The organism is Sulfitobacter sp. L-8 (genome assembly GCF_056859255.1).
Genome location: NZ_JBSXOD010000054.1, coordinates 1 through 24,659, shown reverse-complemented (window position 1 = coordinate 24,659; position 24,659 = coordinate 1). Strand labels below are relative to the sequence as shown.

The 24,659-nt window shown below is 56.8% G+C and carries 23 protein-coding genes; 7 read left to right on the top strand and 16 right to left on the bottom strand.

All coding sequences use genetic code 11. The features are described from left to right. Nucleotides 1–83: 83 nt before the first annotated feature. Genes AC13DE_RS16620 through AC13DE_RS16610 form a run of 3 tightly spaced genes read right to left on the bottom strand, consistent with a single transcriptional unit; the run spans nt 84 to nt 5,084 of the window. On the bottom strand, nt 84–3,296 hold the full coding sequence (locus AC13DE_RS16620) for an error-prone DNA polymerase (protein WP_483048460.1): 3,213 nt from the start codon (nt 3,294–3,296) through the stop codon (nt 84–86). Further along, nucleotides 3,293–4,780: a Y-family DNA polymerase gene (locus tag AC13DE_RS16615; protein ID WP_483048476.1), complete on the bottom strand. Its 1,488-nt coding sequence runs from the start codon at nt 4,778–4,780 to the stop codon at nt 3,293–3,295. The genes AC13DE_RS16620 and AC13DE_RS16615 overlap by 4 nt, the downstream gene beginning before the upstream one ends. After that, a complete protein-coding gene (locus AC13DE_RS16610) occupies nt 4,710–5,084 on the bottom strand; it encodes a hypothetical protein (RefSeq protein ID WP_483048459.1) in 375 nt (124 codons plus the stop codon). The genes AC13DE_RS16615 and AC13DE_RS16610 overlap by 71 nt, the downstream gene beginning before the upstream one ends. Before the next feature lie 412 nt (nt 5,085–5,496). On the opposite strand from AC13DE_RS16610, the gene AC13DE_RS16605 reads away from it, so the two are divergent. The 3 genes from AC13DE_RS16605 (at nt 5,497) to AC13DE_RS16595 (ending at nt 8,491) form a co-directional block, all read left to right on the top strand. Then, nucleotides 5,497–5,655, top strand: coding sequence for a transposase (locus tag AC13DE_RS16605; RefSeq protein ID WP_483048458.1), 159 nt, complete (start codon nt 5,497–5,499; stop codon nt 5,653–5,655). Nucleotides 5,656–5,956: 301 nt separating this feature from the next. Next, nucleotides 5,957–7,474 (top strand): catalase, encoded by a 1,518-nt coding sequence (locus AC13DE_RS16600; RefSeq protein WP_446298174.1) that lies wholly within the window; start codon nt 5,957–5,959, stop codon nt 7,472–7,474. An 819-nt stretch (nt 7,475–8,293) separates the two neighbouring features. Further along, complete coding sequence (locus AC13DE_RS16595) at nt 8,294–8,491, top strand: hypothetical protein (RefSeq protein ID WP_483048457.1); 198 nt, start codon at nt 8,294–8,296, stop codon at nt 8,489–8,491. Between the two features lie 91 nt (nt 8,492–8,582). Here AC13DE_RS16595 and AC13DE_RS16590 read toward each other — a convergent pair whose 3' ends face one another. Genes AC13DE_RS16590 through AC13DE_RS16555 form a run of 8 tightly spaced genes read right to left on the bottom strand, consistent with a single transcriptional unit; the run spans nt 8,583 to nt 15,586 of the window. Beyond that, the gene (locus tag AC13DE_RS16590; RefSeq protein WP_483048456.1) at nt 8,583–9,437 is read right to left on the bottom strand and encodes a DUF2189 domain-containing protein; all 855 of its coding nucleotides are present in this window, start codon (nt 9,435–9,437) and stop codon (nt 8,583–8,585) included. Beyond that, nucleotides 9,431–9,628: a hypothetical protein gene (locus AC13DE_RS16585; RefSeq protein ID WP_446313709.1), complete on the bottom strand. Its 198-nt coding sequence runs from the start codon at nt 9,626–9,628 to the stop codon at nt 9,431–9,433. Before AC13DE_RS16585 ends, AC13DE_RS16590 begins: the two co-directional genes overlap by 7 nt. Then, nucleotides 9,625–10,497: a cytochrome-c oxidase, cbb3-type subunit III gene (gene ccoP / locus AC13DE_RS16580; RefSeq protein ID WP_483048455.1), complete on the bottom strand. Its 873-nt coding sequence runs from the start codon at nt 10,495–10,497 to the stop codon at nt 9,625–9,627. The genes AC13DE_RS16585 and ccoP overlap by 4 nt, the downstream gene beginning before the upstream one ends. Further along, complete coding sequence (locus tag AC13DE_RS16575; RefSeq protein WP_483048454.1) at nt 10,488–10,694, bottom strand: cbb3-type cytochrome c oxidase subunit 3; 207 nt, start codon at nt 10,692–10,694, stop codon at nt 10,488–10,490. The genes ccoP and AC13DE_RS16575 overlap by 10 nt, the downstream gene beginning before the upstream one ends. Before the next feature lie 3 nt (nt 10,695–10,697). Further along, the gene (ccoO, locus tag AC13DE_RS16570; protein ID WP_483048453.1) at nt 10,698–11,474 is read right to left on the bottom strand and encodes a cytochrome-c oxidase, cbb3-type subunit II; all 777 of its coding nucleotides are present in this window, start codon (nt 11,472–11,474) and stop codon (nt 10,698–10,700) included. A gap of 4 nt (nt 11,475–11,478) precedes the next feature. After that, the gene (ccoN, locus tag AC13DE_RS16565; protein ID WP_483048452.1) at nt 11,479–13,131 is read right to left on the bottom strand and encodes a cytochrome-c oxidase, cbb3-type subunit I; all 1,653 of its coding nucleotides are present in this window, start codon (nt 13,129–13,131) and stop codon (nt 11,479–11,481) included. Beyond that, nucleotides 13,128–13,325: a cbb3-type cytochrome oxidase assembly protein CcoS gene (gene ccoS / locus AC13DE_RS16560; protein ID WP_483048451.1), complete on the bottom strand. Its 198-nt coding sequence runs from the start codon at nt 13,323–13,325 to the stop codon at nt 13,128–13,130. The genes ccoN and ccoS overlap by 4 nt, the downstream gene beginning before the upstream one ends. Continuing rightward, entirely contained in the window at nt 13,322–15,586 is a 2,265-nt protein-coding gene (locus tag AC13DE_RS16555; protein WP_483048450.1) for a heavy metal translocating P-type ATPase, read from the bottom strand. The genes ccoS and AC13DE_RS16555 overlap by 4 nt, the downstream gene beginning before the upstream one ends. A 182-nt stretch (nt 15,587–15,768) precedes the next feature. Between AC13DE_RS16555 and AC13DE_RS16550 the strand changes: the two genes are divergently transcribed. After that, nucleotides 15,769–16,224 (top strand): hemerythrin domain-containing protein, encoded by a 456-nt coding sequence (locus tag AC13DE_RS16550; RefSeq protein ID WP_483048449.1) that lies wholly within the window; start codon nt 15,769–15,771, stop codon nt 16,222–16,224. Between the two features lie 3 nt (nt 16,225–16,227). Here the strand turns inward: AC13DE_RS16550 and AC13DE_RS16545 are convergent, their stop codons facing one another. The 3 genes from AC13DE_RS16545 to AC13DE_RS16535 form a co-directional block, all read right to left on the bottom strand. Further along, the gene (locus tag AC13DE_RS16545; protein WP_446298162.1) at nt 16,228–16,944 is read right to left on the bottom strand and encodes a Crp/Fnr family transcriptional regulator; all 717 of its coding nucleotides are present in this window, start codon (nt 16,942–16,944) and stop codon (nt 16,228–16,230) included. 242 nt (nt 16,945–17,186) lie between these two features. Then, nucleotides 17,187–17,348, bottom strand: coding sequence for a hypothetical protein (locus tag AC13DE_RS16540; protein WP_483048448.1), 162 nt, complete (start codon nt 17,346–17,348; stop codon nt 17,187–17,189). A gap of 164 nt (nt 17,349–17,512) precedes the next feature. Beyond that, the gene (locus tag AC13DE_RS16535) at nt 17,513–18,448 is read right to left on the bottom strand and encodes a YihY/virulence factor BrkB family protein (protein WP_483048447.1); all 936 of its coding nucleotides are present in this window, start codon (nt 18,446–18,448) and stop codon (nt 17,513–17,515) included. 532 nt (nt 18,449–18,980) lie between these two features. Here AC13DE_RS16535 and rlmF point away from each other — a divergent pair. Further along, on the top strand, nt 18,981–19,931 hold the full coding sequence (rlmF, locus tag AC13DE_RS16530) for a 23S rRNA (adenine(1618)-N(6))-methyltransferase RlmF (RefSeq protein ID WP_483048446.1): 951 nt from the start codon (nt 18,981–18,983) through the stop codon (nt 19,929–19,931). Between the two features lie 210 nt (nt 19,932–20,141). On the opposite strand, the gene AC13DE_RS16525 is transcribed toward rlmF, so the two are convergent. Next, nucleotides 20,142–20,540 carry a nuclear transport factor 2 family protein gene (locus tag AC13DE_RS16525; RefSeq protein ID WP_446298158.1) on the bottom strand — a complete coding sequence of 133 codons (399 nt, stop codon included), beginning with the start codon at nt 20,538–20,540 and terminating at the stop codon, nt 20,142–20,144. 340 nt (nt 20,541–20,880) lie between these two features. Between AC13DE_RS16525 and AC13DE_RS16520 the strand changes: the two genes are divergently transcribed. Together AC13DE_RS16520 and AC13DE_RS16515 are read left to right on the top strand one after the other, a co-directional pair. Next, a complete protein-coding gene (locus AC13DE_RS16520) occupies nt 20,881–23,868 on the top strand; it encodes a GAF domain-containing protein (protein WP_483048445.1) in 2,988 nt (995 codons plus the stop codon). A gap of 16 nt (nt 23,869–23,884) precedes the next feature. Beyond that, entirely contained in the window at nt 23,885–24,280 is a 396-nt protein-coding gene (locus AC13DE_RS16515) for a response regulator (RefSeq protein WP_446313697.1), read from the top strand. Nucleotides 24,281–24,509: 229 nt separating this feature from the next. Here the strand turns inward: AC13DE_RS16515 and AC13DE_RS16510 are convergent. Then, on the bottom strand, nt 24,510–24,659 hold a 150-nt coding region (locus tag AC13DE_RS16510), incomplete at its 5' end, for a transposase (RefSeq protein ID WP_483048475.1).

Here is a 24,659-nt window from a genome sequence, read left to right as displayed (position 1 = left end):
GGGCAAGCGGGCGCATGTTCTGCGCCTGTCTCTGCCATGTGGGGCGGGCTGCTCTAGGATGCAGGGTCAGGTGCATGGCGACATCAATGAAAATCGCGACTGGGGAAAAGCCGTTTGGCCTGTTCTCGGGGATGGCGGGCACTCGTATGCTGGCCGCGCGGGACATCATCGGTTCCGGGGCGGGTGATGCCAATCACCTCTTCCATCGGGTGGCCAAGGTCTGTCAGGCGATGTGACATGTCCTCAATGGACTGGGCGATCAGATGCACAACGATGCCTTCGCGTTGCAAATATCCATTCACATGCAGCAAGCGCCCACTCATCACAATGCGCCTGAATTTCTTATATATCTCTGCCCAGACAACAATATTTGACACCCCGGTTTCATCCTCAAGGGTCAAAAATATCACACCGGATGCGGTGCCGGGGCGTTGACGGGTGATGACAAGGCCGCAGACACTGGTGCGGCCCAGTGGCACGTGTTGCAACTGATCATGTGGCGTCAAACCGGGGATCGTAGGGCGCAAAAGCTCCATGGGGTGGGCGCGCAAGGTCAGGCGAGTAGAGAGATAATCCTCAACAACCTCTTCGCCCAGATGCATAGCGGGCAAGGTGACTTCTGGCTCGTGAATGCTTTCGCCATCAACCAGATCATTGAACAGCGGCAAAGGGGTTTGGCTGCGAATGGCTTTCACCTGCCAAAGCGCGTCACGGCGGGTTATACCCATACTAATGAACGCATCGGCTTCAGCCAACCGCTCCAGCACCGCAGGGGCAACACCAGCCCGCAACCAGACGGTTTCGGGGTCTTGATAGCCATTACGCCGCGCGGCCGCGATCCAATTGGCATCTTCTTCGCGAAATCCTTTTATCTGGCGAAAGCCAAGGCGTATGGCAAGCGCTCCATCAGTACGCCGTTCGAGGTGATTGTCCCATTTACTGGCGTTCACACAAACAGGCCGCACTTCAATCTGATGTTCACGGGCATCCCGGACAATTTGGGCGGGGGCATAAAACCCCATCGGCTGGGAATTAAGCAGCGCACAGGCGAAGATTGCGGGATGGTGGCATTTTAGCCATGCCGACACATAGGCAAGCATCGCAAAGGCGGCGGCGTGGCTTTCGGGGAAACCGTATTCACCAAACCCTTCGATCTGGCTGAAGCATTGATTGGCAAAATCCAGATCGTAATCACGCTCCAACATGCCATTTATAAACCGGTCCCTAAAGGTCCCAATAGTGCCCATCTTGCGAAAAGTAGCGAGCGAACGGCGTAGTTTATCGGCCTCTTCTGGGGTGAAGCCCGCGCCAACGACGGCAATTTGCATTGCCTGTTCCTGAAACAGAGGCACGCCAAGGGTTTTACCCAAAACCCCGCGCAGTTCTTCGGAAGGAAAGTTGACGTTTTCGCGCCCTTGGCGGCGATTGATATAGGGGTGCACCATGCCGCCCTGAATGGGGCCGGGGCGCACGATAGCGACCTCGATCACCAGATCATAAAATTCGCGTGGCTGCATGCGCGGCAAAAAATTCATCTGCGCGCGGCTTTCCACCTGAAACACCCCCACTGCATCGGCAACACAGAGCATATCGTAAGTTTTTGTGTCAGCCTGAGGCACGGTTGCGATGCTCAGGTTCAGATGCTCATGCTGCGTCAGAAGATCGAAGCTTTTTCGGATACAGGTCAGCATCCCAAGGCTAAGCACATCGACTTTCAGAATACCAAGGGCGGCGATGTCATCCTTGTCCCATTCGATAAGCGTACGGTCATCCATCGCGGCGTTTTCAATGGGGCACAATTCATCCAGTCGCCCTTTTGTGATGATAAACCCGCCCACATGTTGCGACAAATGTCGCGGAAACCCGATGATCTCGCCGATTAGGCGGATCGTTTGCGCAAGGCGACGATCATTCATGTCAAGGCCCAGCTCGCGAATATGCTCTGGGTCTGCGCCACCATCAGACATGCCCCAAATCTGACCTGAAAGCCTGGCGGTGACATCCTGCGATAGTCCCATAACTTTGCCGACTTCTTTAATGGCGGCACGAGAACGGAAATGGATGACGGTCGCGCAAAGCCCGGCGCGATGGCGTCCATAACGGTGATAAATCCACTGAATCACCTCTTCGCGGCGTTCATGTTCAAAATCGACGTCAATATCAGGTGGCTCGCCCCGATGTTCCGACACAAAACGTTCCACCACCATGGCGATCGTTTCAGGACGGACATCGGTGATACCCAGTAGATAGCAAATGATCGAATTCGCCGCTGATCCGCGCCCCTGACATAGGATTCCCTGCGACCGTGCATATTGCACAATGTCATGCACGGTCAGGAAGTAGGCTGGGAAATCGAGCTTGGCGACAAGTTTCAATTCTTTTTCAAGCAGCGCTTTGACCTTGACGCTGGCCCCATCGGGATAACGGCGTTTCAACCCTTCTCGTGCCAGACGCTCCAGCCGTGCCATGGGGCTTTCGCCATCCGCAATCTCATCTGGGTATTCATAGCTCAGCTCGCTCAGCTCAAAACTACAGCGCACGGCAATTTCCATCGTGCGCCTGATTGCTGCCGGGTGATGACGAAACAACCGCGCCATATCGACATGGCCTTTCAGGCGACGTTCTGCATTTGGGAGCGCACGGGTTCCGATCTGGTCAATTGTGATATGGTGGCGCATACAGGTCAGCACATCCGCCAATTGCTTGCGCTTACTGTGGTGCATCAACACATCGCCCACTGCGACCATAGGGGTTGAGCAGCGCAGAGCCAGATCAGCGCAGGCAGTGAAATAGGCCTGATCGCTGCCATCATATTGCGGGGCTGCGCCCATAAAGACGTGCCCGGGAAATCGGCGCTGAACAGGATGTATATCCCGCTGCGCCGTATCCAGATCACTGGGTATTGCGATCAAGATCATTCCCTTGGCGTGATCCATCAAGTCATTCAGGTCAAGATGACATTCTCCTTTTGATGCGCGTCGTTTACCACATGTTAACAGCCGTGTCAGACGTTGATAAGCTGCACGATCTGTGGGCAGCGCCACCCAGTCAACGCTGCTATTGCGCAGGACTATCCGACAGCCAACAATCAGCTTCGGCAGCTTTTCTGCGGGAATATCATCCTTCAGAACCTTCAACGCGGAATAGGCTCGCACGACACCGGCCAGCGAATTGCGATCCGTGATGGCAATCGCGGCAAGGCCCAAATCAGCGGCACGCATCACCAGTTCTTCGGGGTGAGATGCCCCGCACAGAAAGGTGAAATTGCTGGTGGTACAAAGCTCGGCATAAGTCATGCGAATTCTCCGTGAACAAACCATCCAGGATTTTGCGGCGTGTAAAACAACCACAGCCTGCGCCCTTGTTGCGTTTCGACCCGCCAGTAATCACGTAAGCCAGAGCGCCAATTTTCATCCGCCATCCACCATTCAGGTGCGATGCGTTCCGGCCCTGTGGCACGCCCTGTCGTCAACGTCATGCGACGCCACCGAAAGCGCGGGGGCGGTTGTGGCCCGTCCCCAGTAATGGGTTCAGGGGGGAACAGGCGAATGGGGCGGGGCTGCGCGTGTGTCCATGCATCGTTAGGCGATGAAAATGCCGCAGGGGCACTGATGAAGCTACGTTCGGGTATATGGCTATCAGCGGGCAGGAAGCGCTGAATGTTCTCAAGCCCTATCCGTGCTCCAAGGCGTGTGAGCAGATCGTCAAACTGATCCTTACTGCCGCTTGAAACATGGTTGATCTGTTGCACGGGCTGCTTTTCAACTTGGATTGCCATCAGTCGCAGCTGGTCAATTCCAAATCCCGCATCAACCGTATCAATCCCGCGTTGAAACAGGGGCAAAATACGAGGGGCATCGTGCAAGGCACGGGCCAGCCGTAATTCAACCTCTTGCGTATCCCGATCCACGCGGCGCAGGGACAAGAGCAAGGTCCGCGCTCCGACTCCGTCAAGGGCAAGCTGTTCACAAAGCTTTACCAAAAGACGCTCCACCCCCGCCATCACATCCGCACAAAGACCAATCGGTTCGGGGAAACTCATGCGTACGGCATAATGAGGTGGGGCCTTCAGAGGATTGATATCTTCTGATTGCACCCCAGTCGCTTGGTCTAAACGCAGCAAAAGTTCCGGTCCAAAACGTCGTGCAAGCGGCGCGCGTTCTGTGGCTGTTAGATCGCCAATTGTGCGCAGGCCAAGCCGTTGCAGCGCCACATCCGTTTTACGCTCAATACGCAGCGCTGCGACTGGTAGGGCCGCCAACGCGGTCTGCATGTCATTTGGTGCGGACGTAGTGCCATAATGCGCCAACGCCCACGCCGAACCCCGACTGATACCAAGCCCGATACGCACAGCGATGCCCGCACGCTTCAGACGGTGATGCATGTCTGCAAGCATCGCGGTTTCATCGCCAAATAAATGGGCCGATCCCGTGATATCCAAGGTCAGACCATCAGCGCCCTCCAGCCCAACCCATGGGCAATAACGCGTCGCCCAACGGCGTAATGCGAGCAAAAATCCCTGATCCGCTTTTGGGTTTGCCGGCATGCTATACAGCTCTGGGCAAAAGGCACGGGCATCTGAAAATGGCATGCCTGGGTGGAGGCCCTGCTTTTCTGCTGCTTTATTCAGGCAATAAATCCGATTTGCGTTGCGCTCCATTAGGGTTAACGCAAAAGGTCCCTCTATTGCGCGCGCACGCTGAACCCGATCACTCGCCAGGCGGGGAAACCACAACGATACGATCCGCCGGGTTTGATTTTGTCGCGTCCCATCGAACATACCAATCACACAATGTTCCTGATTTGTTCTTAATAAGGCGCCAGCACATCAGAGTCGAGTCCGCTCGTTCAGGATCAAACATAGGATCACACTGCCAACGGGTTTCGGCAGCATTGCTGCCCATGCCTTCGGGAATGATACACAGTCCGGTTGTTTTCCCGGTTTTCGCAGCCAGTTGCAGCCGTCGTCCGACCGTCAGATTAATCGGTTGATCCAGCTCAATGATGACCAACGATACACTGCCATCGCGCAAGGCTTCCTCCATCACGGTAAGCCCTTCCACCTGATTTTTGACCTGCGCCAATAATGTCTTGGATGGATCATAGTAAGGTAGAAGCCCAATAGGGTGTAATATATCGGACTGCCACGCCTGGCGGACCCAAAGCACACGCGTATGGTTTTGTGCCCCCGAAATGGCAGCGAACTTAAAGGCATTGGCACCACAGGCTTCATGGACACGCGATGTAGCCAATGGAAAACAGATAAGGGGTTTAGGTTGCATGATGGCATATTACCAAAGTGATCTATAAACTTAAACTCGAAGTCCTGTGAGTGCAAAAATACTTAAGCTTACATGCCGCGTTTTTTCCAAAATCTGCATGCGAAATATGTGGTGCCGACTAAGCGAGGGAAAACGCCTTTTGTGAAGGGATTTGAAGTGCCCCAAGATTTGTAGACGCACTGCTTGGTAATTTTGGAACCAAGGAGAGACGGATATGAGCAAGGGAATAGGATTTACGGACGAGTTCAAGCAGGCCGCCGTGGCGCAAGTTGTCGCGTGTGGATATGGAATCAGCGAGGTTGCTGAGCGCCGGGGGATCAGCACCAAGACGAGGCACGACCCGGAACCCTTGTTGCGCGGTTGGCCGCGTTAGCGGGCGTAGCGGCGCAGATCGGCTACAAACGCCGCCCTAGGCGTTATGATGGCAAGTCTACTGCTGCGGTCGACAACACGGTGGATCGTTAGTTCTAGGTCCCTTATCGGCGATTGCCCTGCAAGCGCCTGCCGGGCAATGGATGCACCTAATCGGATCTGGGTAAGACGTGGGGCAAGTCACGCACGGCTGCGCTCTGAATGGGCACCGAATACGTCGCCACCTCATTTCAAACGTGCGCAAGAGGGAACTTTTCAAATGCTGGACAGTTGATCCCCGAAACATTCCGGAAAGGTGTATTATGACTGGCAGAAAAGATGTACCGCCAACGACCACAGACGCAGGTATCCGTGTCCAGAGTGACGAATATTCGCTCAGTGTAGGTCCGGACGGCCCGATCGTTTTGAATGATCATTATCTGTTGGAGCAGATGGCGAATTTCAACCGCGAGAGGATCCCGGAACGTCAACCTCACGCGAAGGGTTCGGGGGCGTTTGGAACGTTTGAAACCACTCAGGATGTCTCTCAATATACCAAGGCCAAGATATTCCAGCCTGGTGCCAAGTGCGATGTCGTCATGCGGTTTTCTACGGTCGCCGGTGAACGAGGAAGCCCGGACACCTGGCGTGACCCCCGTGGTTTTTCCATAAAGATGTACACCGAAGACGGCAATTTTGACATGGTCGGCAATAATACACCGGTGTTTTTCGTGCGTGATCCAATGAAGTTTCAACACTTTATCCGGAGTCAAAAGCGCCGTGCCGACAACAATCTGCGCGATCACGATATGCAGTGGGATTTCTGGACGTTGTCCCCAGAAAGCGCGCATCAGGTTACCTACCTGATGGGGGATCGGGGCATACCCAAGACATGGCGCGAGATGAACGGATACTCCAGCCATACCTATTCGCTGATCAATGCCGAAGGTGAAAAGTTCTGGGTCAAGTTCCATTTTCATACCGACCAAGGTGACGGAAACGCCTATTTTGGCCAAGATGAAGCCGACAAGATGGCGGGTATGGACGGCGATTATCACAGACGCGATCTGTTCAATGCGATCGACAGCGGCGATTATCCCAGCTGGACGTTGAAATGGCAGATCATGCCTTACGAGGATGCCAAAACCTATCGCTTGAACCCGTTCGATCTGACGAAGGTCTGGCCGCACAAGGATTACCCGTTGATCGAGGTTGGCAAACTGCGGCTTGATCGCAACCCGACCGATTTTCACACCGAAATCGAACAAGCTGCTTTTGAGCCCAATAACATGGTGCCGGGCGTTGGATTGTCGCCTGACAAGATGCTTATGGCGCGAGGGTTTTCTTACGCTGACGCACACCGTGCACGTTTGGGTGTGAATTACAAACATATCCCGGTGAACAGCCCACAGTCACCGGTTCACAGCTATTCAAAGGATGGCGCAGGCCGAACGGTAAAGGTCGCAGATCCAGTCTATGCGCCAAACTCCTATGGCGGCCCTGCCGCGCAGCCCGAGCAGGATAGCGATATCGGGCTATGGCAAACAGACGGGGCCCTGGTCCGGCAAGCCTATACGTTACGCGAGGACGATGACGATTGGACGCAACCTGGTATCCTGATACGCGAAGTCATGGACGATGCTGCCCGTGGCCGGTTGGTTGACAACGTTGTCGGGCATCTCTGCGATGGCGTTAGTGAAAAGGTGCTGTTACGCGCCTTTGAATACTGGCGAAACATTGATCAAGACACTGGCGATAAAATCGAAGCCGGCGTGCGTGAAAAGCTCGGAGGAGAATCCAAGGCTCCGGGTCTTGCTTCGGCCAAGAGCATCAGCGGCTGATCACACGTCCATGATTTGAGAAAACGAAAGCGGAGCCTTGGTGCTCCGCTTTTTTCATGTCGGTAATGCGGTTTTTGTTCGTCGGTAAGGATGCGACGCTACCCCGACGAATTCGACGGGTGATCGCGCCACGGCCCCCCCGCGAAAAAGCGAACCCCTGTATCAGCGCCTTCCATTGAAAAGCGTCTATTTATTGATCGAGAACAAAGTCGAAATTCGCCCGACGCGTATTGTGCAGAAGCCGCACCTGAATCAAAGGGAGAATTTCAATGTTACGTAGAGGTTCAGATGAACCAAGTATCCGGAGCTTGGCGGCGCAGAATGTTCCGGCCCAGTTCAATGGTCTGAGCCGGCGCACCCTTCTTGCGGAGTCGGCGCGGATAAGGGTGGGAAGCGTCCTGAGCAGTTCACCGGCCGTCGCGCAGATCGAACCGCCAGCAGACGGGTCACATGTGCGCCCTTCGGCCAGTCTGGGAAGCCGGATTTACAGCGCCAACCCCGATCACCCCGGACGCGCGGATATAAGTGATAACCCGGCGAATGTGCCGCCCCCCACTACCCGTTGCGGGCCAAGGTCGGCGAAACGGTGCGGATCTATTTCGGCGCGGGCGGCCCGAACTATACGTCGGCCTTCCATGTGGTCGGGGGGAATCTTTGGCAAGGCTTGCCTGCACGGTTCGCTTCTCTCACCTCCGCTGGACAAGCGTCCGAACCATCGTCGTGGCCCCAGGCGGCTGGGGGATCGTTGAACGCAAGTGCGAGGTGCCGGGGCGCGACGTCAAAGCTTGATGACTGAACCAACTAACGAAGGACATACCTATGGTTTACCACGATTATGACCTCACCGATGCGCAACTCAATCAGCGCGTTGATCGACGCTCGTCTTGGAAATCGCAACTCAAGACCAGCGCGATCATCGCGCTTGCGGTCTTGCTGTTCCTGACGGGTTTTGGGGCCGCTCTCATCTTTTGGCCGATATTGGATTTCTGGCCTTATGACTGTTGGGCAACCCCTTGATATAGCGTTTTGCATATGCGGCGGGCAGGGGGCTCCGGTTCCCGTCCCGTATCCGCAAGCCGGGTTCAGAACCTGCTTGCGGAATTTTCTGTCAGTGCTCGGCCCCTCGGATCGCGCGATAGGCGTGCCATGTCCCGTGGCCAAGGATGGGAAACACGATAATCAGCCCAATGAAGCCAGTGGCAAGTGACGCCAGAAACAACGTCAGCACGATCAGCCCCCAAGCGAGCATGGCGGGCAAATTATTCCAGACCAAAGCGACGCTGAGGCCCATTGCCGTCAGCGCATCCGTGCGTTCGGCCAACAGCATTGGCATCGCAAAGACACTGATCGAAAACGAGAACGCCGCGAACAGCGCGCCGACCAGGCCACCGACCAGCAAAAGCGACCAGCCTGTGGGTGTTGTGAACAACATCGGTACGATTTCGTCCGTACCGGGAAACGGTACAACGCCAAAAAACAACGCCCAGATCAGTACCGCGGCGCGCAACCACAAAAGCATCAACCCAAGCAGAAGCACCCCCATGAACCACGCTTGATATTCAGATCTCGGGCGGACAAGCAACATGCGCAGATAGGTCGGATGCCTGCCTGCTTCCAGTATTCGGCTCTTTTCATAAAGTCCGCTGGCAATGATCGGTCCGATCACCATAAAGCCAGCGAGAACGGGAAACAGGGCATATTCGTAGTTGAACAGAAACAACGCCCAAACCAACAGGGTTGAAATCGCATATACGCCCACCCCATAAAGCAGGCTTGGCACCGGGTTGGTCCACAGATCCGACCACCCTAGTCGAAGCCACTGCAACGCGGTGCGCCAAGGCAGATTACGGGCGCGGGCGTTGTCGCGCGGCAATGCGGGAACAACATCGGGAATCGCACCGCTTGCGTTTGTGGCGGGCCGGTTTGCACGGTGGTGTGGACCGCGTGTGCGACCGCTCAGCATGATGGTTTCGCCGCGCGCAAGGCAGCGGTGCCTTCTGCAAGTGGGTGCAAGGCGCAATCGGGTTCGGAAGAAAAGGCGACGGCGATGAGGTGCGCGTTGGCACCAATGAACAGCGCGGTGACCAAGCTGCCGGTCGCAAAGGCAAAAAGGCGTGGCCCCGTCCAGAAACGCGTTTGGTGAATTGCGGTCATTTTACAGTGTCCTGTCGTACGTGTTGAAGATAGACGGTGATGATCTTGCGTTCGGTTTCCGTCAGACGGTCCTCCCAAGCAGGCATCCAGCCTTGGCGGCCTCCCCAGATCGTCCGGAACATCGCTTCGTCATCTCCGCCGTAGATCCAGAAACCGTCGCTAAGGTCAGGTGCCCCGGCGTCCGGATTGCCGGTGCCGTCATTGCCGTGGCAGCTGGTACAGTTGGTTGCGAAAATTTCGGCACCCGCCGCAATCGTGTCCGCAGGGGATTTGGCCCCAGAAAGCGATTGGACGTAATCGACGACCATCCGGATATCGTTGCGCGGTAACAGACCGTCACGCCCGAATGCAGGCATCTGGGCCCAACGGGTATCGGGGTGGGGCGCGTTTATCCCGACGCGAAGTGTTTCCATCACCGTGTCGGTGTCACCGCCCCACAGCCAAGCCCCATCTATCAGATTTGGGAAGCCCAGCCCGCCGGTTGCTTGCGCGCCGTGACAGCCGGCACAATTATCGCCGAACAATTGAGGACCAGTATCACTCACGCGTGCGAACAGTTCAGGATCCCCGAGGATTTCATCGGCCGACAGCGATTTGATCCGCTCACCCCAAACAGCGCGGTCGCTATTCGCGGCGACAACCTTCTTTGCGACTTCCTCGCGCTGGTCTAAGCCAAGGATACCTTTGGTGGAGGTCGTGACCAACGGCCATGCTGGCAGCAAAACCCAGACGGCCAACGCCCAGAGATGTGTCACGATGATAAAGAACCAGACCACGCGCGGTACCCGCGTATTCAATTCCGTGATGCCGTTCCATTCATGCCCGGTGGTTTGATGCCCGGTAAGCGGGTCGCGGTCTTTTACCGACATGAACTGTCCTCCTTGTGCTTCGTGGGGGCACATGCCGGGCCGCCTTCATCATTTAAAATGCTGTTTGCCGCCGTATCGAATCGCTCGCCCAGCGATGGCCAGAAAGCGTAGGCAGTTATCCCTATGGACAGGGCAATAAGCCAGAACAGACCGAACGATTTGGCTAAACCCACAAGAAGCTCGTGAGATAACTCCATTGGTTATTCCTCCGGCTGCGGTTGAATTTGTTGTGGCAGGTCGGTGAGGCGGCCCAGGATCTGCAAATAGGCGACAAGCGCGTCCATTTCAGTCACCATGTCGGACCGCCCGTCAAAGGTGCGTACGGCAGTTTGTTGGCCGTATCGTTCAACTACCCCGTTCACACCGTCAGAGTCTGGCCGGGCTTGCCCAACGGCATCACCCGCTGCGTTTTCAATCATGTCGTCCGTGTATGGAACACCCACCATCCGCAACGCCCAAAGCCGATCGGGCAAGCTGTCGGTTTCAAGCTGCGCGTCCAGCAAAAACGCATAGTGCGGCATGATGGATTCGGGTACCAATGCGCGGGGATCGACCAGATGTCGGACCTGCCAGTCATCGGAATATTTCTCTCCGACACGGGCCAGATCAGGCCCGGTCCGTTTCGACCCCCAAAGCATCGGGTGGTCATACTGGCTTTCTACTGCCAGCGAATAAGGACCATACCGTTCGACTTCATCGCGCAGCGTGCGGATCATTTGACTGTGGCAGGCATAGCAGCCCTCGCGAATATATATGTCGCGTCCCGCTTGCTCCAGAGGGGTGTAAAGGCGCATATCCGGGTCAATCTCTACCGTGTCGTCAATCGTGAACAGCGGCGCGATCTCGACAAAACCGCCGACACCGGCTGCCAAAATGATTCCGAATGTAAGTGCCATGGAGTGACGTTCGACCCGATAATGAGTCCTTGCCTGCAACTCGAAAAACTTTGCGAAGGGTTTGAGTATGGTTTTGATCATGGGGTTACTCCGCGACCGGCAACACCGGCTCCGTGGCTTTGGGTGATGTCGGATGGTCCAGTTCCCGGTTCTGGTTCGGCACATGGCGTATCGTCATGATGACGTTCCAAAATCCGATGCAGGCCCCGGTGACGAACAGCAGCCCCCCCAGCGCCCGCGCAACATAATATGGATGCATCGCAATCAGCGTGTCGGTGAACGAAAAGCGCAGCGTGCCGCTTTGTGTATAGGTTCGCCACATCAGCCCTTGGGTGATGCCGCTGTTCCACATTGCGAAAACGTAAATAACCGTGCCAGCCAGCGCCAACCAAAAGTGCCACTCGACCGCCTTTGCTGAATACATCCTTTCGCGGTGCCACAGCACTGGCGTCAGGGCATAGATCGACCCGAAGGTGATCAGCGCGACCCACCCCATGGCACCGGCGTGAACATGCCCGATGGTCCAGTCCGTATAATGCGAAAGAGCATTCACCGGGCGGATTGCCATGAATGAGCCTTCGAACGTGGACAGTCCGTAGAAAACCGCCGCCACCATCATGAACCGCAACGTCGCGTCGTCGCGAACCTTGTGCCACGCGCCATTCAACGTCATCAGCGCATTGCCCGCGCTTGCCCATGAAGGGATCAACAGCATCACAGAAAACGTCATCCCCAAGGTTTGCACCCAATGGGGAAGGGCCGTGTAATGCAGGTGGTGCGAACCCGCCCAGATATAGAAAAACGTGATCCCCCAGAACGACAGGATAGACAGCCGATAGGAATAGATCGGACGTTCGGCCCGCTTGGGCAGGAAGTAGTACAGCATCCCCAAAAAGCCGGAGGTCAGGAAGAAAGCCACTGCATTGTGACCATACCACCATTGCGTCATCGCGTCCTGGACGCCGGAAAAAGCTGAATAGCTTTTTGCGCCGGCAAGGGACGCGGGTATCGCAAGGTTGTTGACGATATGGAGCACGGCAACGACCAGAATGAAGGCCAGATAGTACCAGTTGGCCACATAGATATGCGGTTCGTTCCGGCGTGCGAGCGTGCGTATATACAGCACGAAATACGCCACCCACACGACAACAAGCCAGATATCGGCATACCACTCGGGTTCAGCGTATTCCTTGGATTGGGTCACGCCCATCAGATAGCCGCTGGCGGCGATGATGCAGAACAGGTTGAAACCTAACAGAACAAACCACGGCGTGACCTGATCTGGCATTCGGGCACGGCTGGTTCGTTGCATGGTGTGATACGATGTCGCGATCAATGCATTTCCGCCAAAGCCAAATATGACACCTGACGTATGCACGGGGCGGATCCGCCCGAAGCTGGACCAGGCAGCATCGAAACGTAAACCGGGCCACGCCAGTTGCGCCGCGACCCAGACACCTATTCCCATCGCCACCACCGCCCAGACCAGCGCAAGAACGATGCCTACTTTGGTGGGGTCGTCGTAGTAGGACGTTGTGCGATCTTCCGTGGGTTCCGGGTGATACAGAGCGTTGGCCACCATGAAAAACACCACGGCGCTGAAGGCCAGGATAATCCAGCCCTGAGCGCCCATCACATCGGTGCGCCCGACGATGGCCATGGTCAGCCCGATGACCACGCCCATGCCCGAGATCAGCATTGCGCTGGTGCGTTCAGTACCTGTCAGGTTGGACATCATGAGGGGGTCTCCTTTAGTTTGGCAGGGGCCTGCACATTTTGCGCAGGCAGGGGCCGATCATCATCAAAGAGGATGCGTTCGGCATCGCCGGACAGATCCTCGTATTGGTTGCTGCGCAGGGCCCAGAAGAACGCGCCCACTCCGACGATGCCCATCAGCAACGTGACAGGGATAAGAATGACCAAGATCGTCATGCTGGCACCTGAACGGGGTCGCGCGACGCTGCTGCACGAGGGCCGCGCCGTTCCATCTTGTTGAGCCGCAGGGCGTTCAGGGTGACAACGATAGACGAGCCCGACATTGCCAGAGCCGCGATCAGAGGCGTCACCATCCCGGCAGCAGCCAGTGGGATCGCGATGCAGTTGTAGGCGATAGCCAGCGCAAAGTTCTGTCGAACAACAACCGCGGTATCGCGCGCGACTTGCCATGCGACCGGTACCGCATCCAGCCGGTCGCGCAGGAACACAAAATCCGCCGCGGTGCGCCCTGCGTCCGAGCCGCTGGCAGGTGCCATCGACACATAGGCCGCCGCCAACGCGCCGGTATCGTTCAGCCCGTCGCCAACCATCAACGCCCGGTGACCCTTGCCGCGCAGCGCGTCGAGCATCGCTATCTTTTCCGCCGGTCTGGTGCTGTGCCGCACGTTGGAAATACCGACCAGACCTGCGATATTATGCACACGGTCCGCGATATCACCGGACAGCATGGTGACAGGAACGCCGGATCGTTCGAACATTGCGACAGCCTCTTTGGCACCGGGGCGTAGCGTTTCGGTCAGACCGAAGGAAATCGGTTTGTCGCCCTCAAAGCTGAATGCCGGGCTTACGGTGGTGCCTGGACGGTTTGCGATTTCTGCCACCCAGTCTGCCCGGCCCAGCCGTGCGCGACGGCCCCCGATACTGCCTTGAATGCCAAAACCGGGCACCTCGGTTACATGGTGGATATGCGCTGGGCGATCCGCCATACTCGTAACAATCGCGCGTGCCGCGGGATGGACGGAATGAAGCGCCAATGCCTTTACAGCTGAACGCACCCCCGGGTCAGAGGGTACAACACCGACAATCGGCGTCCCTGTGGTTATCGTGCCGGTTTTATCAAATACCACCCGGTCAACTGCCGCCAGCCGCTCCAACGCCGCGCCGTCTTTCATCAAGACGCCCATGCGCATCAAGCGTCCGGCGGCCACAACATGCGTCACCGGCACTGCCAATCCCAGGGCACAGGGACATGTGATGATAAGAACGCTGATGGCAACAAAAGCCGAAGCCTGCCAGTCACCGCCGGTCATGATCATCCAGCCTGCAAAGGTGGCAAGCGCCAGGATGTGGACGACAGGGGCGTAAAGTCGTGCAACCCGATCGGCGATGCGGACATAACCCTCGCGCCCGTTCTCTGCGGCGGCCTGCATATGCATCATCTGCGCCAGAAACGATTCACCGGCGCTCCGCAGCACACGGACCTCGATCCGGCCGGTCAGGTTGAGCGTTCCCGCCTCGAGCGTATCGCCGGGCTTTGCCGTCACCGGCATTGCTTCACCGGAGACAAGAGAGCGGTCGATATCAGTTGCACCGGCAACGACAACCGCATCGGTCGGTAGAGGTTCATTCGGACCGACCGACAGGATTGCATCGGGTGCCACGTCCGTCAGGCGCACATAGGCAAACCGCCCATCGTTCTGACGTACCATTGCGCCGCGCGGTATCAACCGCGCCAGCCCCGTGACCGCACTGCGGGCCCGTTCCCGCATCAGGTGGTCAAGGTGCCGCCCCGCCAGTAGAAAAAACAGCAGCGTGACTGACGCATCGAAGAAAACATGCTCGCCGCCACGAAGGGTCTCGGTCAGACTAAGCACAAGCGCCAATATCACGCCAAGCGTAATCGGTACGTCCATGTTGGTTCGCCCGGCGCGCAAGGCATTCAGGGCGGATACAAAGAATGGTCGCCCCGCATAAATCACCACGGGCACCGCGATCATGGCCGAGACAAGATGAAACGTATCGCGGGTTTGCCCTTGGGCACCTGACCAGACACCGACCGACAGCAGCATGATGTTTGCGGCCCCGAAACCTGCAATCGCCATGGCGCGCAACAGAAGCCGCCCCGTGGCGTCGTCGGGACAACTATCGCCATCACTCAGTTCGGTTGGAACGGCATCAAAGCCAAGCTTGGCAAGGTCATCGACGATCAACGCTGGATCTGCGTCCGATCCGGCAAGAGTGACACTCGCCTGGCGCAAAGTCAGATTGACCCGAACCGATACCACATCATCGCGCGCGTTCAACGCGCGTTCAATTGATGAAACGCATCCGCCACACGTGATGCCGGGTAGCGAAAAGACGATGTGACCGTCCCCATTGCGCAGGGGCCGGATGCGGGCTCGGGTCTCGGCACGTTCCAAAGATCCGGACACGGGGCGCGCGGTTGCTGCACTATCGTCGGATCGGGTGTTCAGCATCGTTTCTTTTCCCAGGATCTGATTTTTGCCGCCTGCCTGTCGACGATATGCGGCGTGTGAAACCACCCATGCCACGAGCTGACTGAGGCAAGTTTGATTTGGATCAAGGTTTTTCGCGATTTGCAGCGTAGGTTGCCCGGTACTTTTCAAACCATACCGCGACAAGGAGCACAGAGAAACTCATGCCGCGCAGGCCCGAATGCGTCTATCTTGAAGGGGCATCTGTGTTTGATGCCTGTATCCTGGCGCAGTTTGACCTGTGCCGAAGGCTGGAAACTTTGGCCGATTCACTGCCGTCGCAGGTCGACACCTGGGCCGCTATGATCCTTACAAAACAGCTTCAGACGACACTGCTCCGTTGTCATCGGCTTGAGGAAAGGGTGGTTTTTCCTTTGCTGCTCAGGAAAGATTCAAGGATCCAAACGGTGCTTGATCGGCTTCGACAAGAACATCAGGAAGACGAAGACCACGCCCGCGACATACACGACTCTGTCCATGCATTCGTCACGGCGGCCCACAGGCAGGATGCGGAAAGGCTGGGGTATATGCTGCGGTGTATGTTCATGCCGTTGCGCAGACACCTGGCGTTTGAATGTGATTATGTACTGCCTATTTTAAGGCCCACCGCATCGCAATGATAATCAGGCCCCCGACGCCAACTCCAGAGCAGAGATATCGCACACCGTCACGCTACGGTTCTTTTGAATCGTGATAATCCCCGCTTTCCGAAGATGCGATAACTGCCGGCTGACCGTTTCAATCGTCAGTCCAAGAAAATCGGCGATATCGGCCCGCCTTAAAGGGATCTCGAACGTGCCAGAGAACCCGGCCGCATAAGGATCGACGTGCCGACCCAGCAACAGCAGAAAAGACGCGACTTTTTCGGCAGCGGTTTTTTGACCCAAAATCATCATCCATTCGCGCGCGTCATCTAGTTCGCGAAGCGCCTGCTCATGAAGTCTATGTTCCAGTCCCGGCGACTGGCGCACCATCTCTTCCAATGCGGACCGTGGAAACAGGCACAGGCGAACGGTGCTTGCCGCCTCGGCGCTGACATCGCTGCTTTCGGCAAAGGGACGACCTAAAAAATCCGGCGCGAATTGAAGGCCGACGATCTGCTGACGGCCGTCCGGTAACAGTTTGGTTAGCTTGACCACCCCGCTCAGGATGTTGGCATATCCATCGATCTGTACACCGGCTGCGATCAACTCGGTACCCGGAGCCACCTCCCGCCGCCCAGCCTGACGCCCAAGCCGCAGCAATTGATCAGGCTCAAGCGCCCCGCAGATTCCCCCATGACGGGCCTTGCAGGCCAGACAAAGCACGGGGATTTCGGAATTATGAATATCCATCCGCATTGCAATTGTCCTTCTGGCTTCGGTCGCCGGTACAGTTTGCCGAGGAATAGCCCATTTCTTCAAGGTATGCGCCCCTCAGCAACAAGAGGTACCGTTTTTTCAATGCACAGGGGTTTTGCCTGCCAACCGCTATCTTGCAAGGCACAGGTGTCACATCAGTTTGCGAATTCGCAAGGTGCCCATGCTTTATCAGTGTATTTATACACCGATGCAGAGCGAAATGACAGTATCACCCCAGTTTATCACCCCAGTTTCACGATCCGGTACCGACATCTGCGGACAAAAGAAAGGGTCGAGGTCAAGGTCGTTGCGACCTCTTGTGTGAACCATGCAGGATTTAGCGTGGCGATGGTTTGAAACGCGTCGGCGGCAAGTGATTTGCCACCGCGTCCATATCTAGCCATTCGGGAACCGGAGCGGCCTTGACTGCTACGCCCAGCCATCGGACGGCGCGCGGGTTACCCGTCATTATGCAGATATGGTTGGCTTCGCGAATAAAGCCCCGAAATGCAGCGCTTAGCCTGTGACCATACGGAACGGGGACATCCAAACTGCCGTGCGCGAAAGGCTAGTTGTTCAAAATGCGCGCAAGCCGCCTGATCCGCAGCGCCCGATTTAGCTCTCCCCCAAAGATCAGAAGCAGTGCCGCGAGATACATGAAATAGAGCGCGGCGATGATACCGGCCATGCCGGCGTAGTAACTGGCGTAGGTGCCAAAATTCTCGACGTAGTACGAGAAGGCACCCGCAAGCAGCGTCCATGCGACCGCGGTGAAGACCACGCCCGGCCAAAGGTTGGAAAAAACGGTGCGGCGCGCCGGCAGCAAGACATGCGCGGCGAAAAGCACGACGATAAAGATGGTGGCGGATGCTGGAAATCGGATCAGCCTGATAGAAACCGCCGCCGGGTCAAAGCCGGGAATGAGCGCATGCAACCAGGAGCCGGCGCGCGGCGCCAGCACCAAAAGATAGCCGACCAATACAAGCGCCAGGCTGGCAAAGACGACCATGGCAATCTGGACACCGAACAGGACGAGAGTTGACCGGGTTTCGCGAAGCCCATAGGCGCGATTCAACCCGATACGCACACTGTCGACGCCGCCGACCGCGAACCATATCGTCAGCAGGATACCGATGCTGAGTATCCCGCCCCGTGGCACGGTCATCACCTGCTCGACCTCGGATATGATCGGTTCGATCAGCGGCGGGGGCACGATGGCTATCAGAAAATCGATGAGGTTTTTGGCCATTGACCGATCGCCGATGAAAGCCGTCATCGCGCTCGTAAAAATCAGGAACGGAAACACGGCAAGCAGCGACCGAAAGGCAACGTTGCCCGCCAGTCCAAAGGCGTCGTCGCTCCAAAGTCTCAGGGTGGCTTCTTGCAGGACGGCTCGCATCGCGCGCAAGCCCCTGCGGTGGAACAGGTCTTCCGGATTGGGGCTGAGCACCCCATGGGTCATGACGATCTCGCGTCTTGGGTCGGGGTCAGATTCGGCCTTCATGCGCCGCCCGCTTATTTAAAGATACTCTCACTGTTGATGTCACTCGCAACTAACGCGGTATTATCACCGAGATTTCAACCGCTCAATCGTTATGCTTTGTTCGTCAATGGGTGGTCAATGCCAGTGTCCACTTCCGTTTCTGTTTTCTAGCTCGGCGCTGGATTGGACGCGACAGCGATCATGGCTCGGTTTCCGACGGCCTGCATCCGACTTTCATCAATCGTGTTTCATCCATCGTGCGGCCGATGGCGGGGATTGTCCCGGAAATGACGGGTACTGCATCCAGATTGAACAGTCGGGCGCGGTGTCAGAGAATGGATTTTTGGCCGAAACCTGAGTGCCATGCTACCTGCCGCCCGGCTGATAAATATCCGCCGAAACCGGGTGGAAAAACCGCATAGGCCGCGCCTCGGTCACCGGCAGTCTACGAACTCTGTCCGAAGCTCGACCGATTTTACTATTTTTATGTTAGGGCTTAAATTCAACCGGCGATCTGGCTAGGTACTTCCACCAACCTTAAAAGGGCGTCCCCATGGCCACCAAGACGATGCTGCACCCGCGTAATCAACACCGAGACGGGTACGATTTCGCGCGTCTGGTGGCAGATACACCTGACCTCGCGGCATCTACGACCACTAACCCTGTCGGTCAAACGACGATAAACTTTCAAGATGCAGGCGCCGTCCGAATGCTGAATCGTGCGTTGCTAAAGACTTATTACAACATTGATTTTTGGGATATCCCGGCCAGTTATCTATGCCCTCCGATCCCAGGTCGCGCCGATTATATCCATTATTTGGCGGACTTGCTTGCCTCCGGCAATGATCAGGGAATCCCGCGTGGGCCCGGTATCAAAGCGCTCGACATAGGGACCGGTGCCAGTTTAGTGTACCCCCTGATTGGCCAAAGCGAATATGGCTGGCACTTTACTGGTGTCGACATAGACCTCGCCGCCATCAGGGCAGCCAAGCAAATATGTCACATCAACAAGCTAAAAATTGACGTTAGACGTCAAAATATCCGCGAGAATATATTCAAAGGAGTGATCGGCCCTCAAGAGATGTTTCATGTCACCCTCTGCAACCCGCCTTTTCATGGTTCCCTCGAGAAAGCGACTAAAGGTACCCAACGCAAATGGAGCAACCTCGGCAAGGGACATTCCAGAAAACTCAACTTTGGCGGTCAGAATGCCGAACTTTGGTGCCCGGGTGGCGAAATAAGGTTTATCGCTGGCATGATTGAACAGAGCAGGGAGTTCGCAAAACAGTGTCTGTGGTTTAGCTCGTTAGTATCCAAAAAAGATAATCTTCAGCCACTCCGTAGAATTTTGAAGAAAGCGCGAGTTGCCGACCTTAGGGTAGTCGAAATGGCGCAGGGCCAAAAGACAAGCCGTTTCATTGCATGGACATACATTAGAAAAGATGAGCGAACCTTGTATTTGAACAAGGTCGGCAAATCAGCGGATGGCCGTCTCTCCGGATAAGACATCCGCCTCACTCTGTCGCTGGCGGTTGGCCATGACGCATGTGACGTTTTCCCGAGCGACCGAGGATCATCGGTTGGCACCAATGACATAGCGCTGAGGGTATGGCCGATTTTCACACCAAAGCTCGCCCTTATCTTGTTTCTCACGGGCGCAGCACGGGCAGAGCTTTGCGGTCATTCAAGAATGACCGCTTGATTTACCGTAAACTTAAACGGCATTCGGATCAGCCACGCCATCAACGACGCTTTCAAGATGCCAGATTTTTGAGACAATCTGCCAGCCCGCGTCGCCTTTTACAAAGCCAAGATGATCGACAAAAACATTCTTATGCGCACGTATACGAATTTTGACGGTGGCACTTATGGGCGACAAATAGTCGATCATGAGAATTTCGGCATCGCGCGCCTGTCCAACGCTTGCCGGTGACGTCCGAGTGCCAACATCCTTGACAAAGCTGTCGATGGGTTCTGCAAACACGGTGCCGTTGTCTGCGTCAAACAAGCTTGATGCGGGGTGGAACACGGCCGATAGTTTTTCCGTGTTACACTCATGAATACCGTCGAAATAGATTTCAACGGCGTTGATAAGATCGGTAGTAGCGGTCACGATAAGCTCTCCATTAATGCCTATGCCTTGCCATCTCGCGGGAAGTATCGGTTCTGGCATGATGACCGGACGTGTATTCCCTACGCATTCACGATCTACCCTATAAAATAAAGGCTGTGAATCCATAATGCTCCGCTGGACATACAATCCGATCTAAGCCCTGAACCTCCCCAGCTTTAGGTGAATTCCTTGAGGTTATCGCACTGCTGTCCAACGTCGGACCGCCCGTAGCCGGGGGGGTGAGGGTGATGTGGGTCGTCTTCCGAAAGCGACTTGTTGCAAGGAGCCCCGCTCTTGCCTAAGCACGTTTGCAGGTTACTTAGTAAACGAGGGAGCGTATATGCTTGTGAACATGAACAAACGGCTGACGTTCCTTTCCGTCGGGGGGGAGGTTGCGTCACTGATCAAGGTACGCAGTTGGCATGGGCATCCCTTGGGCGCGCCTCAGGACTGGTCGCAAAGCCTCAAGACGGCGCTTCAGATCATATGGGCGTCCCCCTCGCCAAGTTTTATCTGCTGGGGGTCTGACCAGTTTCTGTTTTACAATGATGCCTTTGCATCCCTGTTGGGCGCGGCCCATCCTGAGGCGTTGGCGCAACCCGCTGAACAGAGCCTCGGGGGCATGTGGCCTGACCTGGCTCCGGCCCTCGGGCAAGTTGTTGACCGGGGTGAAGCAGCGCGCCTGACGACGACAATCCCGTGCGCTTCGGGTCGTCAGTCCGCTCAGGGTGCGCTGACGCTCACCCCGTTGGCAGATGATCAAGGGCAGTCAAGCGCCGTTCTTTGCACCGTCCTCGACACGCAGCCCGAACAATCCAATGCAGAGGAGTCCGGGGACCTGCAATCCTTGCAGCACAAGCTGCTGGAACTGACCCTTCAGGAACAGCCGCTGAATTTGGTCCTGAATGAGGTGATGCGTGCGGTTCGGACGTTCATCGGCCACGGGTCGCCCTGTTCGATCCTTTTGGCCGACAAGGAAGGCCGCAAGCTCTTTCACGGTGCTGCAATCGGACTGCCAGAGGCATATACCAACGCCATCGACGGGGTAGGGATTGGGCCGAACGACGGATCTTGTGGGACCGCCGCCTATCGCAAAGCCCCTGTCGTCGTGGGCGACATCGCCAAGGATAGTTTGTGGGCGGATTATCGGGACGCGGCGCTTGCGCACGGCCTGCGCGCCTGTTGGTCGCACCCCATCGTCGGGACCGGGGGCACGGTCCTTGGGACATTTGCCATCTACAGGCATCAGCCCGGTTTGCCCACCGCGCGCCAAGAAGATTTTCTTGATCTGGTGGCGCGGATCACCGCGCTGATCCTCGAACGGTATTCGGCCCAGGAAGAGCTCAATGGCCAAAAACGGCTGCTTCAAACGTTGAACAGTACCGGGGCCGGAGTCGCGGCCGAGTTGGATCAAGACGTATTGGTTCAAATGGTCACCGACGCTGGCGTCGAGCTGACCGGCGCGAAGTTTGGCGCGTTCTTCTACAATGTCACCGATGCGGCGGGTGAAAGCTATATGCTCTATACCCTGTCTGGCGTCGACAAGTCGGCCTTCAGCAATTTCCCGATGCCGCGCAACACCGGGGTCTTTGCACCGACGTTCGCCGGTGATGGTATCGTGCGATCCGAAGACATCACCGCGGATTCGCGCTATGGCCAGAACGCGCCTTTTCGCGGCATGCCAGAAGGCCACCTGCCGGTGCGCAGTTATTTGGCCGTCCCGGTGGTCTCGCGGTCGGGCGAGGTTCTGGGCGGATTGTTTTTCGGCCATGACAAAACCAGCCAGTTCTCGGTGCATCACGAAAAACTCATGGACGGGCTTGCGGGCCAGGCCTCTATCGCGCTGGACAACGCACGCCTCTATCGCTCAGCGCAAAGCGAGATCGAGGTGCGGCGTCGCGCCGAAGAAGAGCTGATCCAGATCAAGAGTGATCTGGAACTGGCGCAGGAACGAGTCGAGTTGGCCCTGGAGGCGGGTGCGATCGTCGGCACGTGGATCTGGGACATCCGGTCCGATATCGTCACTGCCGATGACCAGTTTGCACGGGCCTTTGGGCTGCCGGTCGACCGCTGCCGAGAGGGGATGCCATTTGACGATGTGGCGGGGTCGATCCACCCCGAAGACTGGGATGGGGTAAAATCCCGGTTCGAGGCCGCTGTCCAAACCGGCGGGACCTACAGAGCTGAATACCGGTCAAAGCATGCGGATGGATGCTATCGCTGGGTAGAGGCCAGCGGGTATTGCGAACATGACAGCGAAGGTCGGGCGATCCGTTTTCCGGGTGTTCTGATGAATATCGAACAGCGCCGCCAGATCGAAAGCGATCTCAAGCGCCGCGAAGCTGATCTTGCGCTGTTGCTGGATGCCACGGCCGACGGTTTCTATGCCGTGGACAAAAAGGGATATACAACCCGATGCAACGCGGCGTTCCTGCGTATGCTTGGTTTTGAAAATGCAGACGATGTCATCGGCAAGCAGTTGCACGACATCATCCATCATTCATACGCTGACGGCTCTCATTACCCGCATGAAGATTGCCCGATCTACCAGGTGGCGTCGTCCGGTGAGATGGCGCATGTCGACGATGAGGTGTTCTTTCGGACGGACGGCACGCCCTTCCCGGTGGAGTACTGGGTGCGCCCCGTAGTCTGGCAAGGCGAATTGCAGGGCGCAGTCTGCAACGTTGTTGACATCAGCGAACGGAAACGTGCCGAAGACGCACAAAAGCTGCTGATGCGCGAACTGAACCACCGTGTGAAAAATCTGTTCTCAATCACCGCCGGGATGATTAAAATGACTGCCCGGCACGTGGACAGCGTGGAGGAAATGTCGTCGTCACTGACGGGCCGGGTACTGGCGCTTGCCCGGGCGCATGAATTGATCAGCACTTCGATCGCCTCACACCAAAACCACGAGGCCCCCAGCAGCCTTGAAAAGTTGATAGAGGTGGTGATGGAGCCGCATGTAGAGGGCAGGCCAGGGGTGCTTGAACTCGTTGGGCCCCCGGTTGAACTTGGACCCACGTCCACGACAGGGTTTGCGCTCATTCTGCACGAATTGGCAACCAACGCCGCAAAATACGGTGCCCTTTCGGTGGCACCGGGGAAGCTGTGCATTACCTGGGACCTCGTCGGAGACCTGTTGACGTTGGATTGGCAGGAAACCGGTGGGCCGGAATTGGCAGGGCCGCCGGTGCAGAATGGCTTTGGCAGCCAGCTCGCGCGGCTAAGCGCGACCGGACAGCTGGGCGGTGGGATCGAACATGTTTGGCATCCGAGCGGCGTAGAGGTTCACCTGACCGCCGCACGTGATCGTCTGATTCATTAAAGTGAGGAGCGTTTCTATGTCCGCAGCCGATCAATATCTCGCTGGCCTGAAGGTTCTGATCGTGGAGGACGAACCCTTCATTGCGCTCGATCTCGCGTTCGGTGTTGAGGACGCAGGCGGAATCCCCTTGGGACCGGCCTCGTCTGTCGCGCAGGCGTTAAAGCTGATCGAAGACGCGCTGCCGGACGCAGCCATCGTCGATGTTGACCTGCCCGACGGAAAAATCGGCCCGGTGCTGGCCGCGCTTCGCCCCATGGTGCCGGTCGTCGTGCACACCGGCGTGGGTCTGCCGGAGCTCCTGCGCAAGGCTCATCCTGAACTGCTTGTGTGCACCAAACCGACCACTCCTTCCGAATTGGCCCGGCGGCTAAGTGCCGAGATATCCCAGCACTCGCAAGGCGAGGAGAGCTGACCTGAAGACGGGTTCGGCCGGGTCGGCGTCTGGCAGGAGCGTAGCCAGCATCAAAGCCGGTCACGCCCCGGGACGCGACAGTATGGTCTTGTCGTGATTTCAATGAACAAAGAATCCCAAAGACCCCAGGGATGGCACGTATCCTGATCCGCAGATGGTGGGCACAGATGCGGTCAAATAAGGTATCGTGACCGCGCACCGACCAGACACAAAAAAACGGCTTAGGGCGCTATGCCGCTAGGGTCAGGACACATAGCCAGAAGATGACGACGGCTGCGAGTGCGATGGCGGACAGGAAGACCTTCGGGCATCTGTCGTACCGGGTTGCAACGCGCCTCCAATCCTTCAGCCTGCCGAACATGATTTCGATCCGGTTGCG

Coding starts and splice junctions, on each gene's coding strand:
- AC13DE_RS16620 (WP_483048460.1), bottom strand. CDS start 3,296: ATGACTTATGCCGAGCTTTGTACCACCAGCAATTTCACCTTTCTGTGC.
- AC13DE_RS16615 (WP_483048476.1), bottom strand. CDS start 4,780: ATGTTCGATGGGACGCGACAAAATCAAACCCGGCGGATCGTATCGTTG.
- AC13DE_RS16605 (WP_483048458.1), top strand. CDS start 5,497: ATGAGCAAGGGAATAGGATTTACGGACGAGTTCAAGCAGGCCGCCGTG.
- AC13DE_RS16600 (WP_446298174.1), top strand. CDS start 5,957: ATGACTGGCAGAAAAGATGTACCGCCAACGACCACAGACGCAGGTATC.
- AC13DE_RS16595 (WP_483048457.1), top strand. CDS start 8,294: ATGGTTTACCACGATTATGACCTCACCGATGCGCAACTCAATCAGCGC.
- AC13DE_RS16590 (WP_483048456.1), bottom strand. CDS start 9,437: ATGCTGAGCGGTCGCACACGCGGTCCACACCACCGTGCAAACCGGCCC.
- AC13DE_RS16585 (WP_446313709.1), bottom strand. CDS start 9,628: ATGACCGCAATTCACCAAACGCGTTTCTGGACGGGGCCACGCCTTTTT.
- ccoP (WP_483048455.1), bottom strand. CDS start 10,497: ATGTCGGTAAAAGACCGCGACCCGCTTACCGGGCATCAAACCACCGGG.
- AC13DE_RS16575 (WP_483048454.1), bottom strand. CDS start 10,694: ATGGAGTTATCTCACGAGCTTCTTGTGGGTTTAGCCAAATCGTTCGGT.
- ccoO (WP_483048453.1), bottom strand. CDS start 11,474: ATGATCAAAACCATACTCAAACCCTTCGCAAAGTTTTTCGAGTTGCAG.
- ccoN (WP_483048452.1), bottom strand. CDS start 13,131: ATGATGTCCAACCTGACAGGTACTGAACGCACCAGCGCAATGCTGATC.
- ccoS (WP_483048451.1), bottom strand. CDS start 13,325: ATGACGATCTTGGTCATTCTTATCCCTGTCACGTTGCTGATGGGCATC.
- AC13DE_RS16555 (WP_483048450.1), bottom strand. CDS start 15,586: ATGCTGAACACCCGATCCGACGATAGTGCAGCAACCGCGCGCCCCGTG.
- AC13DE_RS16550 (WP_483048449.1), top strand. CDS start 15,769: ATGCCGCGCAGGCCCGAATGCGTCTATCTTGAAGGGGCATCTGTGTTT.
- AC13DE_RS16545 (WP_446298162.1), bottom strand. CDS start 16,944: ATGCGGATGGATATTCATAATTCCGAAATCCCCGTGCTTTGTCTGGCC.
- AC13DE_RS16540 (WP_483048448.1), bottom strand. CDS start 17,348: ATGGCTAGATATGGACGCGGTGGCAAATCACTTGCCGCCGACGCGTTT.
- AC13DE_RS16535 (WP_483048447.1), bottom strand. CDS start 18,448: ATGAAGGCCGAATCTGACCCCGACCCAAGACGCGAGATCGTCATGACC.
- rlmF (WP_483048446.1), top strand. CDS start 18,981: ATGGCCACCAAGACGATGCTGCACCCGCGTAATCAACACCGAGACGGG.
- AC13DE_RS16520 (WP_483048445.1), top strand. CDS start 20,881: ATGCTTGTGAACATGAACAAACGGCTGACGTTCCTTTCCGTCGGGGGG.
- AC13DE_RS16515 (WP_446313697.1), top strand. CDS start 23,885: ATGTCCGCAGCCGATCAATATCTCGCTGGCCTGAAGGTTCTGATCGTG.